This is a genomic window from Mycobacterium sp., from assembly GCF_032162105.1.
GTDB lineage: Bacteria > Actinomycetota > Actinomycetes > Mycobacteriales > Mycobacteriaceae > Mycobacterium.
In genome coordinates this window covers 1-15,391 of the sequence record NZ_JAVRPS010000462.1, presented here as the reverse complement: position 1 = coordinate 15,391, position 15,391 = coordinate 1, and the positions used below count along the sequence as shown (strand labels likewise).

Genomic DNA, 15,391 nt, shown 5'->3' with positions numbered 1-15,391 from the left:
CTCACTCCTTTGCGTGTGGAACGCCGAGTCCGGCAGCCAGATTCTTCAGTGCCACCTGTGCGAGCGGCAGGTCGACGTCCATCGTCTCACCCAACGCCAACGCCAGGCTCAGATCCTTCTCGCCGAGACCGCGGGTGTGGGTGAACGCGTCGTGTAGCCAATGATCAGGCGTCAGCTGTGTCATGTCCTCGCGGACCATGATCGCGCCTGGTCCACCACTCTGGGCATCGCTGTGACGCACCACCCGGCCAAGGGCCTGCAGGTTCAGACCTGCCGCTTCGGCCAACTGCATCGCCTCGCATGCCGCGACATAGGAGGTGAAGGTCAACATGTTGCGGGCCAGCTTCATTCGGGTGCCCGCGCCTGGCTCGCCCGCGTGGATCACCAGCGACGCCCACTGCTTGAACGCGGGCTTGATCCGCTCGTAGGCCTCGCGCTCGGCGCCCACCATCACGGCCAGCTCCCCCTTTTCGGCTGCGCCACCGCCACCGCTGACCGGCGCGTCGACGACGTGGATCCCTTGCGGATGCAGTTGTGCCGCGAGTTCGACGGCGGTGTCGGGGCTGATCGTCGAGTGAATCGCGATCACCGTGCCCGGCTTGGCGCTGGCCGCCAACTCGCCGACGACCTCACGCACCTGCGCGTCGTTGAGCACGGTCACGCTGATGATGTCGGCGGTCGCCACATCCTCGACACTGTCCGCCAACGTGGCACCCGCCTCGGCCAGCGGCGTCATCGCCTCGGCCCGCACGTCGAAGACCGTCAGCCCGCCCGGCCACTCGACAAGGCGTTTCGCCATCGGCGCACCCATGTTGCCGAGGCCGATGTAGCCGAGCTTCAGGTTTTGCCCTTCGTGCGAGCGCTCATCGCCAGGTCGAGTACTCATGACCGGATGATCTGTCCGCCGTCGACGTTGAATATCTGTCCGGTGATCCACTTCGCCTGATCCGACAGCAGGAACAGGCACATGCCGACCAGATCCTCGGGTTCGCCCATCCGCGACAGGGGGATGTTCTTCACGATGTCGGCGACCATCTCCTGCGGCGTCGTGGTCCGGTTCGCCTGGGTGTCGATGGGGCCAGGCGCGATCGCGTTGATCCGGATGTTCTGGCCGCCGAGTTCGCGGGACAGCTGCTGGGTCAGGCCGTTGATGCCGACCTTGGCAAGACCGTAGAAGTTGGCGTACAGCCATGCCGCCGTCGAGGATTGGTTGACGATCGCCCCGCCGCCACGCTTGGCCATCTTGCGGTACACCGCACGGGTGCACAGCAGCGCACCGTCCATGTTCACGCTCATGAACTTCTTGTAGTAGTCCCAGTCGACGGTGACGAGGAAGTCGAGTTTCATCCCGCCGAAGATCGCGGCGTTGTTCACCAGGTAGTCGATGCCACCGAACTCGGCCAGGGTCTGAGCCGCCATCTCCTTCGTCGAATCGGGATCACTGACGTCCACCCGCAGGGCCAACGCCCGGGCACCCTCACCCTTGATGCCGTCGGCGACCTTCTGGGCACCCTCGACGTTGATGTCGGCGACCACCACGGCCGCACCCTCGCGTGCGAGTGCCTCCGCGTAAGCCTGGCCGATACCACCACCGGACCCGGTGACGATGGCCACCTTGTCCTTGAACTGATCGCCGTACAAGCCCACAGAACTCTCCTTAATTCGCTGCCGTCGCAATGAGTTTGGTTTCGAGGTACTCCTCGAAACCGGCCAGGCCCATCTCCCGGCCGATGCCGGACTGCTTGTAGCCGCCGAACGCTGCGTCCGCGGAGTACCAGACACCGCCATTGACGTTGACGGTGCCGACGCGCAGGCGTGCCGCCACCCCGGCGGCCCGCTCCGGATCCGCGCCGAACACCGTGCCCGACAACCCGTAGGGCGAGTCGTTCGCGATGCGCACGGCGTCGTCGTCGCCGTCGTGGGCGATGACGGTCAGGACCGGCCCGAAGATCTCCTCGCGGGCCACCCGTGCGTCGTTGGTCAGCCCGGAGATCACGGTGGGCTCGATGTAGAAGCCGGTGTCGCGGTCGGCCGGTCGCCCACCGCCGCAGGCGAACTTGCCGCCCTCCTCCAGCGCCAGGTCCAGGTAGCCCTGAATGCGGTCGCGTTGGCGCGCCGAGATCACGGGGCCGCAGACGGTCCGCTTGCTGGTCGGATCGCCGGGCTTGATCGAACCCATGGTTGCGGCCGCGGCCTCGACGGCCTCCTCGTAACGCGCCCGCGGCACCACCAGGCGGGTGGTGATCGCGCAGCCCTGGCCGGCGTGCATGGCGGCGGTGAACGCCGACATCGCGCATGCGCCGGCCAGATCCGCGTCGTCCAGCACCAGAAAGGCCGACTTGCCACCCAGCTCCAGGAAGACCTTCTTGATGGTCGCCGCGGCGTCGGTCATCACTGCGCGCCCCGTCGTGGTCGACCCGGTGAACGACACCATGTCGACGCGCGGATCCTTGGACAGCAGCGCACCGACCGCGTGGTCGCTGGAGGTGACGATGTTGATGACGCCCGCGGGAAAGTCGGTGTGTTCGGTGATCAGCTCGCCAAGCACCGCCGCGCACCACGGGGTGTCCGGAGCGGGCTTGAGTACCAACGTGTTTCCCGCCGCCAACGCCGGGCCGACCTTGGCCAGGTTGATCTGGTGCGGGAAGTTCCACGGCGTGATCGCGCCGACCACGCCGACGGCCTCCCGCGCCAGGGTGCGGATGGTGGGGATGCCCTGCGGCGTCGCACGACCGAGATCGACGCTCCACGAGTAGGACTCGGCCGTGTCGGCGACGAAGCTCAGGTCCTCGACCGGCCCCTCGAGCTGCGCGCCCGCGGTCAGCATGCGCGGCGCCCCGACCTCGGCGATCGTCAGCTCCCGCAGTTCTTCGGTGTGGTCGCGCATCGCCTGCTGCAACTGCCGGATGCACCGCACCCGTAGTTCGGTGTTGGTGGACCAGTCGGTGTCGTCGAACGCGGTGCGCGCGGCCCCGATCGCCCGGCCCATGTCGTCAGTGCTCGCGTCGGCCGCGACACCGAGCACCTCCTCGGTGGCGGGGTTGGCCGTCGGGAACGTGCCCCCACTGCCCACCACCAACTGTCCGTCGATGAGCAGTCGACTCTCGCGGTCGCCCAGTAGCGCCATTCGGAACTCCCGTGTGCCAAGCCTCGGTGTGAATGCTGGACAACTGTCCGGCTATCTTCAGTCGAACCATAACCTCAGGCACGTGCCGGTCGCAAGGGTGGGTCGCGGTGGCAACCGAGAGGACTCCGGTTTATGCACTTCGCGACACCATTTTCCACGGCAAGCTTGCCTAGTGGCGCTGTCGTCGGATAACTTGGACATGTGTCCAGCGATGCAGTGGTTGCAATCACGGAGGCGGCCCGGTCTTCGGGGCCCGGACCCGACGATCCGCCGCGCAACCGGCGGCAGGAGGAGACCTTCCGCAAGGTTCTCACCGCCGGCATGGCCATGTTGCGCGAATCGTCCTTCGCCGACCTGACCGTGCGGGCGGTCGCCGCGCGCGCCAAGGTCGCACCAGCCACGGCCTACACCTACTTCTCCTCGAAGAACCACCTGATCGCCGAGGTGTATCTGGACCTGGTCCGCCAGGTGCCCTACTACACCGACGTCAACGAGCCCATGCCGAGCCGCGTCGAGAAGGCGCTGCGCAGCCTGGCACTGGTGGTGGCCGACGAGCCCGAGGTGGCGGCGGCCTGCACCACGGCGCTGCTGACCGGCAGCGACCCCACCACCCGTAAGGTGCGCGACCGCATCGGTGCCGAGATCCATCGCCGGATCAAGTCGGCGGTCGGCCCAGCCGCCGACGCCCGCGTGGTCGCTGCGTTGGAGATGACGTACTTCGGCGCGCTGATCAACGCGGCCAGCGGGGTCAACACCTACCACCAGATCGCCGATCGGCTGAGCTACGTGGTCGGCCTGATCGTTGGAGAGGAACAATGAGAGTGGATACCGGCCAGCCGATCAACGGCGCGGTCCTCGACCCTTACGACTACGACTTTCACGAAGACCCGTACCCGTACTACCGCCGCCTGCGCGACGAGGCGCCGCTGTACCGGAACGACGAACGGAACTTCTGGGCCGTGTCCCGGCACCGCGACGTGCTGCAGGGCTTCCGCAACAGCACCACGTTGTCCAACAAGTACGGCGTGTCGCTCGATCCGATCTCGCGCAACTCCGACGCACACAAGGTGATGTCGTTCCTCGCCCTCGACGATCCTGGGCACCTGCGGTTGCGCACGCTGGTGTCGAAGGGCTTCACGCCCAGGCGGATCCGCGAGCTTGAGGCACGCGTCACCGAGATCGCCGTGCAACACCTCGACGCCGCGTTGCAGTCGGACAGCTTCGACTACGTCGACGAGTTCGCGGGCAAGCTGCCGATGGACGTGATCTCCGAGCTGATGGGCGTGCCCGTGGTCGACCGGGACCGCATCCGCGGCCTGGCCGACGGCGTCATGCACCGCGACGAAGGCGTGGCCGACGTGCCCGCCGAGGCCATGCAGGCCTCAGCGGAACTCCTGGTCTACTACGCCGACATGGTCGCGCAGCGACGCAAGAAGCCGTCCGACGATTTGACCTCGGCGCTGGTGGAGGCCGAGATCGATGGCGACAAACTCACCGACGAAGAGATCATGGCGTTCTTGTTCCTGATGGTCGTCGCAGGCAACGAAACCACCACGAAACTGCTTGCCAATGCGGCGTATTGGGGATTCAAGAACCCCGACCAGCTGGCGCCGGTGTTCGACGACGCCACCCTCATCCCGTCGTGGGTGGAAGAGACGTTGCGCTACGACACGTCCAGCCAGATCCTCGCGCGCAGCGTGGCCGGAGAGCTGACGCTCTACGACACCACGATTCCCGACGGCGACGTACTGCTCCTGCTGCCCGGGTCGGCCAACCGCGACGACCGGGTGTTCGAGGATCCCGACTCATACCGCATCGGCCGCGACATCGGCTCCAAACTGGTCAGTTTCGGCAGCGGCGCCCATTTCTGCCTCGGCGCCCACCTGGCCCGCATGGAGGCGAAAGTGGCGCTGGAGGAGCTGTTCAAGCGAGTTCGCGGTTTCGAGGTGGACGAGGACAACGCCGTCCGCGTGCACTCCAGCAACGTCCGCGGCTTCGCCCATCTGCCCATCACCGTGAAGGCCCGATAGATGCCCCGTTTCGAACCACTTCCCGACCGCAGGCCCGCCATCGTCGCCGGCGCATCGTCTGGCATCGGTGCAGCCACCGCGATCGACCTGGCCGGTCATGGCTTTCCGGTCGCGCTCGGCGCCCGCCGGGTGGAGAAACTCGACGAACTGGTCAAGCGGATTCGCGGCGACGGTGGCGAGGCCGTCGCGTTCCACCTCGACGTCACCGATCCCGGTTCTGTGAAGTCCTTTGTCTCACAGTCGATCGACGCGCTGGGCGAGATCGAGCTGCTGGTGGCCGGCGCAGGTGACACGTACTTCGGTCGGCTGCACGAGATCAGCACCGACCAGTTCGAGTCGCAGATCCAGGTCCACCTCATCGGCGCGAACCGACTGGCCACCGCGGTGCTGCCCGGGATGGTGGAACGTCAGCGCGGCGACGTCATCTTCGTCGGATCCGACGTCGCATTGCGCCAGCGTCCCCACATGGGCGCCTACGGCGCGGCCAAGGCTGCGCTAGTGGCGATGGTGACCAACCTGCAGATGGAACTCGAGGGCACCGGCGTGCGCGCCTCGATCGTGCACCCCGGCCCGACGAAGACCTCGATGGGCTGGAGCCTGCCCGCCGAAGACGTCGGGCCCGCGCTCGAGGACTGGGCCAAGTGGGGCCAGGCGCGCCACGACTACTTCTTACGTGCGGCCGATCTGGCCAGGGCCATCACGTTCGTCGCCGAGACCCCCCGCGGTGGATTCATCGCATCGATGGAGCTGCAGCCGGAGGCGCCATTGGCCGACAAGAAAGACCGCCAGAAGCTCGCATTGGGTGACGAGGGGATGCCCGATTCGGAGGGTACGAGCGAAGCGAGAGGGGATTCGGCAAAGTGACGATCACGAAGGAAGTGCAACGGGTTTCGGGCGGTGAGGAAGAGCACGGACACCTCGAGGAGTTCCGCACCGACCCCATCGGATTGATGAGCCGCATCCGCGATGAATGCGGTGACGTCGGCTGGTTCAAGCTCGTCGACAAGCACGTCATCTTCCTGTCGGGCGCAGAAGCGAACGAGTTCTTCTTCCGTTCTGCCGACGAGGATCTCGATCAGGCCGAGGCCTATCCGTTCATGACGCCGATCTTCGGCCGGGGCGTGGTCTTCGACGCCAGCCCCGAGCGGCGCAAGGAGATGCTGCACAACTCGGCGCTGCGCGGTGAGCAGATGAAGGGGCATGCCGCCACCATCGAGGGCGAAGTCAAGAAGATCGTCGCCGACTGGGGCGAGAGCGGAGAGATCGAGCTGCTCGACTTCTTCTCCGAGTTGACCATCTACACCTCCACGGCCTGCCTGATCGGGCTGAAGTTCCGCGAGCAGCTCGACAGCCGATTCGCGCACTACTACCACGAACTGGAGCGCGGCACCGACCCGCTGTGCTACGTCGACCCATACCTGCCGATCGAGAGCTTCAAGCGCCGCGACGAGGCACGCGTGAAACTCGTTGCGCTGGTTCAGGAAATCATGGACGGCCGGCTCGCCAACCCGCCGAAGGACAAGGCGGATCGCGACATGCTCGACGTGCTGGTGTCGATCAAGGACGAGGACGGCAATGCCCGGTTCTCCGCCGACGAGGTCACCGGCATGTTCATCTCGTTGATGTTCGCCGGCCACCACACCAGTTCTGGCACCTCGTCGTGGACGTTGATCGAACTGCTGCGCCACCCTGACGTCTACACCGACATCGTCGCCGAACTCGAGGATCTGTACGCGGACGGCCAGGAGGTCAGCTTCCATGCACTGCGCCAGATTCCGTTGCTGGACAACGTGGTCAAGGAAACGCTGCGCCTGCATCCGCCGCTGATCATCCTGATGCGCGTGGCCAAGGGTGAATTCGAAGTGCAGGGCTACCCCGTCCACGATGGCGACTTCGTCGCCGCCTCCCCCGCGATCAGCAACCGGATTCCCGAGGACTTCCCCGATCCCGACGCGTTCGATCCGGACCGCTACAACAAGCCCGAACAGGCCGACGTCGCAAACCGCTGGACCTGGATCCCGTTCGGCGCGGGCAGGCACCGCTGCGTCGGCGCCGCGTTCGCCACCATGCAGATCAAGGCCATCTTCTCGGTTCTGTTGCGCGAGTACGAGTTCGAGATGGCGCAACCTGCCGACACCTACCGCAACGACCACAGCAAGATGGTGGTCCAACTGGATCGGCCTGCCAAGGTCCGCTACCGCAAGCGCGCCGTTTAGGGGGCAACGATGGCTTATCGCATCGAAGTCGATCTGGATCTATGCCAGGGCCATGCCATGTGCGAAGTCGAGGCACCGGACTACTTCACGGTGCCCAAGCGGGGAAAGGTCGAGATCCTCGACGCCACACCGCCCGAGGATGCCCGCGCCGAGGTCGAACAGGCCGTGTGGGCGTGTCCCACGCAAGCACTGTCCATCGTTGAGGAACAGGAATAGGAAAGGTCAAGCCCATGCCCGCATTTCCCCGCGAGGAACTCGAGAACTGGGTCGAACGGTGGCTGCAAGTCAACCGCGACGCCGAGAAGGCCGGCGACTGGAAGCCGTTGGCGGACTTCTACGCCGACGACGCCACCTACGGCTGGAACATCGGGCCAAAGGAAGACGTGATGTGCGTCGGCATCGATGAGATCCGCGACATCGCGCTCGGCCTGGAGATGGCCGGCCTGGAGAACTGGTCCTACCCGTACCAGAAGGTCGTCATCGACGACAAGCAGGGCGAGATCATCGGGTTCTGGAAGCAGGTCGTCGGCGTAGCCGACGGAACGGACGGAGCCACCGAACAGTATGAGATCTATGGCATCGGCGGCAGCTGGTTCCGCCTGGACGCGCAGGGCACGATCGAGTGGCAGCGCGACTTCTTCGACTTCGGCCACGTCCAGAAGCTCTACCTCGACCTGATGAAGGCCGGCAAGCTGTCCGACGGCATGCAGAAGCGCATCGAGCGCAGCCTGGCCGGCGAGAAGCTGCCGGGCTACTACCCGCTCGGGAAGAGCCCCGTTCCCATCTGGTAGGTCTGGCGGCCAACCGCCTGGTTGGTCATGCTGTGATGTAGGTAACTTAGTCTCGGATGCACCCCTACGGAAAGCAGGTCGCGATGAAGACAAAGGGCGCTCTCATCTGGGAGTTCAACCAGCCGTGGTCCATCGAGGAGATCGAGATCGGCGACCCGGTCAGGGACGAAGTCAAGATCCAGATGGAAACGGCGGGGATGTGCCACTCCGACCACCACCTGGTCACCGGCGGTCTCCCGATGGCGGGCTTCCCCGTGCTGGGCGGGCACGAAGGCGCAGGCATCGTCACCGAGGTGGGGCCCGGCGTTGAGGACATCGCACCCGGCGATCACGTGGTGCTGTCGTTCATCCCGTCGTGCGGCAAGTGCCCGTCATGTCAGGCGGGGATGCGCAACTTGTGCGACCTCGGCGCCGGACTCCTCGGTGGAGTGGCGGTATCCGACGGCACGTTCCGCGTGACGGCCAAGGGGCAGGGCGTGTACCCGATGTCGCTGCTCGGCACGTTCACGCCCTATATGGTGGTGCACAAGAGCTCGGTGGTGAAGATCGACAAGGACATCCCGTTCGAGGTGGCCTGCCTGGTGGGTTGCGGCGTGACGACGGGCTACGGCTCTGCTGTCCGCACCGCCGACATCCGCCCTGGCGACGACGTCGCGATCGTCGGCATCGGAGGCGTGGGGATGTCCGCGTTGCAGGGCGCGGTCAACGCCGGGGCACGGTTCGTCTTCGCGATCGACCCGGTGGAGTGGAAGCGCGACCAAGCGCTGAAGTTCGGCGCCACCCACGTCTATCCGGACATCAACGCCGCTGCGGCGGGCATCGCGGAGGCCACCCATGGGCTGATGGCCAAGAAGGTGGTCGTTACCGTCGGCGAGGTCAAGGGCACCGATGTCGACAGCTACATGGGCATCACGGCCAAGGGCGGCACCTGCGTGATGACGGCCATCGGCAGCCTGTTCGATACCGAGGTGACGCTGAACCTGGCGATGCTGACCCTGATGCAGAAGAACCTGCAGGGCACCATCTTCGGCGGCGGCAACCCGCAATACGACATCCCGCACCTGCTGTCGATCTACAAGGCAGGCAAGCTGAACCTCGACGACATGGTCACCCGGCAGTACAAGCTGGAGCAGGTCAACGACGGCTACACGGACATGTTGGAGGGTCGCAACATTCGCGGCATCATCCGCTACACCGACGCCGATCGGTAGGGAGAACACCTTGTCACAAGAGACAGTCGAGAAGTCGCCGGTAGTCACCGCATCGGAGGCGTCATGGCGGTGCGTACAGGCCGGAGACAAGGAAGGCTGGCTGGCCTTGATGACCGACGACGTCCTCATCGAGGATCCGATCGGCGAGTCGGTCACCAACCCGGACGGCAACGGCGTGCGAGGCAAGGAGGCGGTCGGGGCGTTCTTCGACGCGAACATCGGCCCCAACCAGCTGACGGTCACCCGCGAAGAGACGTTCCCGTCGAGTTCTCCGACGGAGATCGCCTATATCCTCACGTTGCGGACGCTGTTCCCGAACGGCTTCACCGCCACGGTGCGCGGCGTATTCACCTACCGCGTCGACGACGCAGGCCTGATCACGAACCTGCGTGGCTTCTGGAACCTGGACGCCATGCAGTTCGCCCAGGAGGACCCGAGCTGACCGCTCGCGCACTGGCCGGCCGCGGCGCCGTCGTGGTCGGCGGCTCCCGCGGTATCGGGCTGGCCGTCGCCGAACTGCTGGCCGCCCACGGTGCCGGTGTCGTGGTCAACGGCCGCGACGCCAACGCCGTGTCGGAGGCCGTCGAACGGATCGGCGGGAGCGCCACCGGGTTCGCGGGATCACCCGCCGACCCGGCCACCGCCGACGCGCTGATCGCTTCCTGCGTCGCCGAATTCGGCGGGATCGACATCCTGGTCAACTGTGCGGGCACCGCCGAGCCTGCCGGTTCGTCGATCCTGACCGTCACCTCGGCGCAGTTCCGCGAGCTTCTCGAAGCGCATCTCGGCACGGTGTTCGAGACGTGCCGGGCGGCGGCGCCGAAGCTGATCGCCCGGGGTGGGGGCGCGATCGTCAACACCAGCTCGTTCGCGTTCCTCGGTGACTACGGCGGCACCGGGTATCCGGCGGGGAAGGGTGGGGTCAACGCGCTGACGCTGGCGATCGCCGCGGAGCTACGCGAATACGGCGTGCGGGCGAACGTGGTGTGTCCCGGCGCGAGGACGCGGCTGTCCACCGGTTCGGCCTACGAGGAGCACATCGGCGAGCTCAATCGCCGCGGTCTGCTCGATGACGTCAGCATGCAGGGCGCGCTCGACGCCGCGCCGCCCGAGTACGTCGCGCCCACGTATGCCTATCTGGTCAGCGACCTGGCCAAGGACGTCACCGGTCAGATCTTCATCGCCGCAGGCGGTTTCGTGGGCCGATTCGACCGTGCGGCCCCGGGCATCGTGGCCTACCGCGACCACCACGATGCGCCGCCGTGGTCCATCGACGAGCTCGACCGGTTCATCTCGTCGTGAGGTCGTAGATCGTCACTCCGCCCATCACGATCGGCGCGAAGTGCATCTGAACCCACTGCTGAATCTTGCCGCTGGCGAGCAGATGCTGGCCCCGGTGGTAGTCGGCGCGGTGGTCCCCCGTCATGGTGATGAAGTAGTGGATGCGGTGGGCGGCGACGAGTTGCTCGAACTGCTTCCGCGACGGCGACGGGTCGGAGCCGTTGAAGCCGCCGACCGGCATCACCGGCTTCTCGGTCTCCAGTTGATAGCCCGCCGCGCAGCTGGAGCCCACCGTCGCGGCGACCCAGGTGAACCGATCGGCGTCCACCTCGAGACGGTCAACCACGTCGGCACGCGGAGTGCCCGCCTGCATCAGACCGCAACTGCCCTCCTCGATTGCGGGCGCACCGGTTTCGGCTCGCTTGAACTCCGCCGCGGCCAGGTGGGCGGCGGCCAATATCGTCGGCGGGCCCGCGGCGGGCAACGCCCCTGACATCGGGTGCGACACCGTGGTCACCGCATACGCCAGCGGTCCCCCCAGACCCAGCGCGACGAGCGCCGCCAACACGACCGCGTGGACGCCACGCCGCCGCGTCCATCGCGCGTCGACCCGCATCAGCCACACCAGCAGCACGACGATGGCGCCAACCAACACCCAGCGCAGCCACGGCTGGTAGTGCGGAACATGGTGCAACACCACGTATCCCGTTGCGGCCGTCGCGGCTCCGGCCGCAGCGAGGGCGGCCTGCGCCCACACCTGGACGCGGTGCTCCCAGCACACCGAGACGCCGATCCCCACCAGCGCCGCGATCGGCGGGCCGAGTATCACCGTGTAGTAGGCGTGGAAGATCCCGGCCATGAAGCTCAGCACCCCGGCGGCGGCGATCAGCCACAGCCCCCACGCCAGCACCGACGCGCGCGCGGCGTCGCGGCGCGGCGCCCGCCACCGCCAGGCCAGCAGCACCGCCAGGAACACGGCCGCCGCGGGCAGCAGCCACGCGATCTGGCCGATCTGCTCGGCCTGGAACAGCCGGCCGAATCCCGGTCCGTCGGGGCCGTGCGCCAGTGGCGCGGAGGACTCCACCGGCGCCCCGACGGCGCCGACCTCGTGGCCGCTGATCCGGCCGAGCCCGTTGTAGCCGAACGTCAGTTCCAACTCCGAGTTCTGTTGCGAGCCACCGATCCACGGCCGGTCGTCGGCAGGCCACAGTTGCACCAGCGCCACCCACCACCCACCGGCCAGGACGGCGACGACGAGCGAGAGCGCGACCTGCCACAGCCGGCGCACCCAGGACGGCGGACCCGCGAGCAGGTACGGGACGAACAGCGCAGGCAGCATCACCACGACCACCAGTTGCTTCGTCAGGTAGCCGCAGCCGACCAGCACGCCGCACAACACCAGCCAGCGTGTGCTCCCGTCGTCGACGGCACGCAGCGTCGCCCACAGCGCGGCCACCAGCAGCAGCACCAACAGCGCGTCGGGATTGTTGTGCCGGAAGATCGCCACCGCCACCGGGGTCAGGGCGAAGATCAGACCCGCCGTCAGCGCCGCCACGTCGCCGAACCTGCGGCGCACGGTGTCCCACACCAGCGCCACGGTCGCCACGCCCGCCAGCGCCTGCGGCACCAGGATGCTCCATGGGTTGAGGCCGAACACCCGCACCGACAACGCCATCGGCCACAGGGACATCGGCGGCTTGTCCACCGTGATGGAATTCGCCGCGTCCGACGATCCGAACAGGAACGCCTTCCACGATTGCGAACCAGCCTGGGCGGCAGCCGAATAGAACGCGTTGGCCCACCCCTGCGCGCCGAGGTCCCACATATACAACACCGCGCTGCCAATCAGCAGCGCGGTGAGCGACCAGCGACTCCGACTCACATGCGGTGTACCCCGAACACCCGCCGCAACGCGACGAACCGGACCACGGTGGCAACCAGGTTGGCGACGACCAGGATCGACAACTCGACGACCTTGCCGACCGTCGGGTCGAACCGGTGCAGCACGTAGAGCGATCCACTAGTGATGGCCAGCCCGAACGCGAACACCGCGAGCCCGTGCATCTGATGGCGGGCGACACCGCCGCGGCCGCGGATGCCGAAGGTGAACGCCCGGTTGGCTGCAGTGTTGGCGATGGCAGTGAGCAGCAACGCGGTCAGGTTGGCGGCTTGCGCGCCCATCGTCGAGTGCAGCATCAGATACAGCAGGGCGTACGCCAACGTGCTTGCCACGCCTACGATCCCGAACCGCACCAGCTGTCCGACCATGCCGTGGGGTACTCCAGGGATCAACGGTTCGCGGCCGAGACTCGCCTGCAGTTCGCGCACCGGAAGCGCTCCGGTGGCGAGCGCACGGCCGACCCGCCAGCACCCCTTGAGGTCGTTGACCGCCGTGTGCAGCACGTCGACGCGGGAGTCGGGGTCGTCGATCCAGTCGACGGGCACCTCGTGGATCCGCAGCCCCGCCCGATCGGCGATGACCAGGAGTTCGGTGTCGAAGAACCACCCGGTGTCGGCAACCAATGGCAGCAACTGGTGCGCCACGTCGGCTCGGACCGCCTTGAACCCGCACTGCGCATCCGAGAAGCGCGCACCCAGTGCGCCGCGCAGGATCAAGTTGTAACTGCGCGAGATGAATTCGCGCTTGGGGCCGCGGACCACGCGCGACGACGCCGACAGCCGCGACCCGATCGCCACGTCGGAGTGGCCCGAGATCAGGGGTGCCACCAACGGCATCAGCGCGGTCAGGTCGGTGGACAAGTCGACGTCCATGTAGGCCACGACCGACGCCGTCGACGACATCCACGCCTCCTGCAATGCGCCGCCGCGGCCCTTGTCATCGAGGTGGATGACGTCGACGTCGGGGAGTTCGCGCGCGAGCTGTTGCGCCACTGCGAGGGTGCCGTCGGTACTGGCGTTGTCGGCCACCGTGATCCTGGCCGGATAGGGCACCTCGGTGGCCAGGAAGTGGTGCAGGCGCCGGACGCTGCCTGGCAGGTCGCGCTCCTCGTCGAACACCGGGATCACGATGTCCAGGACGTAGTCGCGGGCCGCGGCGCGCTTGCCGACGGGAGTCCCCGGGCATGCCTCCAGCTCGGCCGGGCCGGAAGGTGCCAGGTCGGTCATGGCGTCAACCGTCGCCGAGCAAGCTGCCACCGATCTGACCCTCGGCTGGGAACTTACTGGCAGCGCCCGTGCCCGGCGGCCTTGCTTGACGCCGTGCGCGGCGGGCCAGCATGCTCGAGCCCATGCCGTCCGTCTTCACGATGATCATCAACAAGGAACTGCCGGGCCGATTCGTGTACGAGGACGACGAGGTGGTGGCGTTCCTCACGATCGAGCCGATGACGCAGGGTCACACGCTGGTGGTGCCGCGCGCCGAGCTCGACAACTGGCAGGACGTTGACGCCGCGGCGTTCGGTCGCGTGATGGCGGTATCGCAGAAGATCGGCAAGGCCGTCTGCAAGGCGTTCGGCGCCGAGCGCTCGGGACTGATCATCGCCGGGCTGGAGGTGCCGCACCTGCACGTGCACGTCTTCCCGGCCTACAACCTGACCGACTTCGGCTTCGCAAACGTCGACCGCAACCCATCGCCCGAGTCGCTCGACGAGGCGCAGGCCAAGATCAAGTCGGCGCTGACCGAACTGGACTGAGCGTCAGCCGACCGGCACCGCCACGTCGGCGATGCGCGGCAGATTGACGGTGAACCGGCACCCCTTCCCCGGCGCGGTGGTGACGCTGACCGTGCCGCCGTGCGCGTACACCAGCGAGTCCACGATCGACAGCCCCAGACCGGTGCCGCCGCTGGCCCGCGCGCGCGATGAGTCGGTGCGGTAGAACCGCTCGAATACCCGCTGGGCGTCCTCGCCAGTCATGCCGGGCCCCTCATCGCAGACCTCGAGCACCGCGTTGTCGCCGTCGGTGCCGACGCGCACCGCGATGCCCGCCGACTCCGGCGTGTGCTGCAACGCGTTGGACACCAGGTTGCTCAGCACCTGCCGCAGCCTCGCCTCGTCGCCGAGCACCTCGGGTGTGCCCGGCCCGTCGAACACCTCCATGTTGATGTCGCGCGCCGGCGCCACCGACCTCGCGTCGTGGACGCTGTCGCTGGCCAGTGCCAGCAAGTCGACGCGGTTCCGTTCCAGCGGGCGCTGCGCGTCGAGCCGGGCCAGCAGTAGCAGGTCCTCGACGAGCAGACCCATCCGCCACGACTCGCTCTCGATGCGGTTCATCAACAGCTCGACGTCGCGCGCCGCACCTTGGCGGTACAACTCGGCGAAACCGCGGATGGTGGTCAGAGGCGTGCGCAGTTCGTGGCTGGCGTCGGTGATGAACCGGCGCATCCGGTCCTCGGAGGTTCGCGCTTGTTCGGCCGACGACTCCGACGACGCCACGGCGCGCTGGATCTGGGCGAGCATTCCGTTGAGCGCCAACGACAATCGGCCGACCTCGGTGCGCGGATCCCGTTGCGGGATGCGACGGTCGAGCTCTCCGGCGGCGATCGCGGCCGCGGTCTGCTCCACTTCGACCAGCGGCCTCAGGCTGCGGTGCACGACGGCGTATCCGGCGATGCCCAACACCAACAGCACCGCCGCGCCGAGGCCGACCTGCGACCAGGTCAGCGCGCGCACCGTCGACGACACGTCGGACAAGTCGATCGCCACGGTGGTGAGTTCACCGCGCAACCCGCGCACGGTCATCGCCCGCCACTGCACGTCGGAGTGGTCGATCGAGC

The 15,391-nt window shown here is 67.1% G+C and carries 16 protein-coding genes; 10 read left to right on the top strand and 6 right to left on the bottom strand.

Features of this window, described 5'->3' with window-relative positions; genetic code table 11:
* Position 1: 1 nt before the first annotated feature.
* From QOC69_RS23770 to QOC69_RS23760, 3 genes are read right to left on the bottom strand one after another with little or no spacing between them, the layout of a single operon-like run.
* Positions 2–886: an NAD(P)-dependent oxidoreductase gene (locus QOC69_RS23770; RefSeq protein WP_526444208.1), complete on the bottom strand. Its 885-nt coding sequence runs from the start codon at positions 884–886 to the stop codon at positions 2–4.
* Entirely contained in the window at positions 883–1,647 is a 765-nt protein-coding gene (locus QOC69_RS23765) for an SDR family oxidoreductase (protein WP_526444206.1), read from the bottom strand. Before QOC69_RS23765 ends, QOC69_RS23770 begins: the two co-directional genes overlap by 4 nt.
* Positions 1,648–1,657: 10 nt before the next feature.
* Positions 1,658–3,127 carry an aldehyde dehydrogenase gene (locus tag QOC69_RS23760; protein ID WP_526444204.1) on the bottom strand — a complete coding sequence of 490 codons (1,470 nt, stop codon included), beginning with the start codon at positions 3,125–3,127 and terminating at the stop codon, positions 1,658–1,660.
* Between the two features lie 201 nt (positions 3,128–3,328).
* On the opposite strand from QOC69_RS23760, the gene QOC69_RS23755 reads away from it, so the two are divergent.
* The 9 genes from QOC69_RS23755 (at position 3,329) to QOC69_RS23715 (ending at position 10,677) form a co-directional block, all read left to right on the top strand.
* Positions 3,329–3,946, top strand: coding sequence for a TetR family transcriptional regulator (locus tag QOC69_RS23755; RefSeq protein ID WP_526444202.1), 618 nt, complete (start codon positions 3,329–3,331; stop codon positions 3,944–3,946).
* Entirely contained in the window at positions 3,943–5,157 is a 1,215-nt protein-coding gene (locus QOC69_RS23750; protein WP_526444200.1) for a cytochrome P450, read from the top strand. The genes QOC69_RS23755 and QOC69_RS23750 overlap by 4 nt, the downstream gene beginning before the upstream one ends.
* On the top strand, positions 5,158–6,021 hold the full coding sequence (locus QOC69_RS23745; protein WP_526444198.1) for an SDR family oxidoreductase: 864 nt from the start codon (positions 5,158–5,160) through the stop codon (positions 6,019–6,021).
* A 2-nt stretch (positions 6,022–6,023) separates the two neighbouring features.
* Positions 6,024–7,373 carry a lanosterol 14-alpha demethylase gene (cyp51, locus tag QOC69_RS23740; protein ID WP_526444241.1) on the top strand — a complete coding sequence of 450 codons (1,350 nt, stop codon included), beginning with the start codon at positions 6,024–6,026 and terminating at the stop codon, positions 7,371–7,373.
* Positions 7,374–7,382: 9 nt separating this feature from the next.
* Positions 7,383–7,589, top strand: coding sequence for a ferredoxin Fdx (gene fdx, locus QOC69_RS23735; RefSeq protein WP_526444196.1), 207 nt, complete (start codon positions 7,383–7,385; stop codon positions 7,587–7,589).
* A 14-nt stretch (positions 7,590–7,603) separates the two neighbouring features.
* Positions 7,604–8,164: a nuclear transport factor 2-like protein gene (locus tag QOC69_RS23730; protein ID WP_526444195.1), complete on the top strand. Its 561-nt coding sequence runs from the start codon at positions 7,604–7,606 to the stop codon at positions 8,162–8,164.
* An 83-nt stretch (positions 8,165–8,247) separates the two neighbouring features.
* Positions 8,248–9,375, top strand: a complete 1,128-nt coding sequence (locus tag QOC69_RS23725; RefSeq protein ID WP_526444239.1) for an NDMA-dependent alcohol dehydrogenase — start codon at positions 8,248–8,250, stop codon at positions 9,373–9,375.
* 10 nt (positions 9,376–9,385) lie between these two features.
* The gene (locus QOC69_RS23720; RefSeq protein ID WP_526444193.1) at positions 9,386–9,817 is read left to right on the top strand and encodes a nuclear transport factor 2 family protein; all 432 of its coding nucleotides are present in this window, start codon (positions 9,386–9,388) and stop codon (positions 9,815–9,817) included.
* 32 nt (positions 9,818–9,849) lie between these two features.
* Positions 9,850–10,677: an SDR family NAD(P)-dependent oxidoreductase gene (locus tag QOC69_RS23715; RefSeq protein WP_526444191.1), complete on the top strand. Its 828-nt coding sequence runs from the start codon at positions 9,850–9,852 to the stop codon at positions 10,675–10,677.
* On the opposite strand, the gene QOC69_RS23710 is transcribed toward QOC69_RS23715, so the two are convergent.
* The gene (locus QOC69_RS23710; RefSeq protein ID WP_526444189.1) at positions 10,664–12,538 is read right to left on the bottom strand and encodes an ArnT family glycosyltransferase; all 1,875 of its coding nucleotides are present in this window, start codon (positions 12,536–12,538) and stop codon (positions 10,664–10,666) included. The two genes, QOC69_RS23715 and QOC69_RS23710, sit on opposite strands and share 14 nt — an antisense overlap.
* Positions 12,535–13,782 (bottom strand): bifunctional glycosyltransferase family 2/GtrA family protein, encoded by a 1,248-nt coding sequence (locus QOC69_RS23705; protein WP_526444187.1) that lies wholly within the window; start codon positions 13,780–13,782, stop codon positions 12,535–12,537. Before QOC69_RS23705 ends, QOC69_RS23710 begins: the two co-directional genes overlap by 4 nt.
* 122 nt (positions 13,783–13,904) lie before the next feature.
* Between QOC69_RS23705 and QOC69_RS23700 the strand changes: the two genes are divergently transcribed.
* Positions 13,905–14,309: an HIT family protein gene (locus QOC69_RS23700; protein ID WP_526444185.1), complete on the top strand. Its 405-nt coding sequence runs from the start codon at positions 13,905–13,907 to the stop codon at positions 14,307–14,309.
* Positions 14,310–14,312: 3 nt separating this feature from the next.
* On the opposite strand, the gene QOC69_RS23695 is transcribed toward QOC69_RS23700, so the two are convergent.
* A partial coding sequence (locus QOC69_RS23695; protein WP_526444183.1) for a sensor histidine kinase occupies positions 14,313–15,391 on the bottom strand: 1,079 nt, incomplete at its 5' end.

Bases quoted from the DNA above. Each gene is read 5' to 3' on its own strand.
- QOC69_RS23770 (WP_526444208.1), bottom strand. From the start codon at position 886: ATGAGTACTCGACCTGGCGATGAGCGCTCGCACGAAGGGCAAAACCTG.
- QOC69_RS23760 (WP_526444204.1), bottom strand. From the start codon at position 3,127: ATGGCGCTACTGGGCGACCGCGAGAGTCGACTGCTCATCGACGGACAG.
- QOC69_RS23750 (WP_526444200.1), top strand. From the start codon at position 3,943: ATGAGAGTGGATACCGGCCAGCCGATCAACGGCGCGGTCCTCGACCCT.
- QOC69_RS23745 (WP_526444198.1), top strand. From the start codon at position 5,158: ATGCCCCGTTTCGAACCACTTCCCGACCGCAGGCCCGCCATCGTCGCC.
- fdx (WP_526444196.1), top strand. From the start codon at position 7,383: ATGGCTTATCGCATCGAAGTCGATCTGGATCTATGCCAGGGCCATGCC.
- QOC69_RS23730 (WP_526444195.1), top strand. From the start codon at position 7,604: ATGCCCGCATTTCCCCGCGAGGAACTCGAGAACTGGGTCGAACGGTGG.
- QOC69_RS23725 (WP_526444239.1), top strand. From the start codon at position 8,248: ATGAAGACAAAGGGCGCTCTCATCTGGGAGTTCAACCAGCCGTGGTCC.
- QOC69_RS23705 (WP_526444187.1), bottom strand. From the start codon at position 13,782: ATGACCGACCTGGCACCTTCCGGCCCGGCCGAGCTGGAGGCATGCCCG.
- QOC69_RS23700 (WP_526444185.1), top strand. From the start codon at position 13,905: ATGCCGTCCGTCTTCACGATGATCATCAACAAGGAACTGCCGGGCCGA.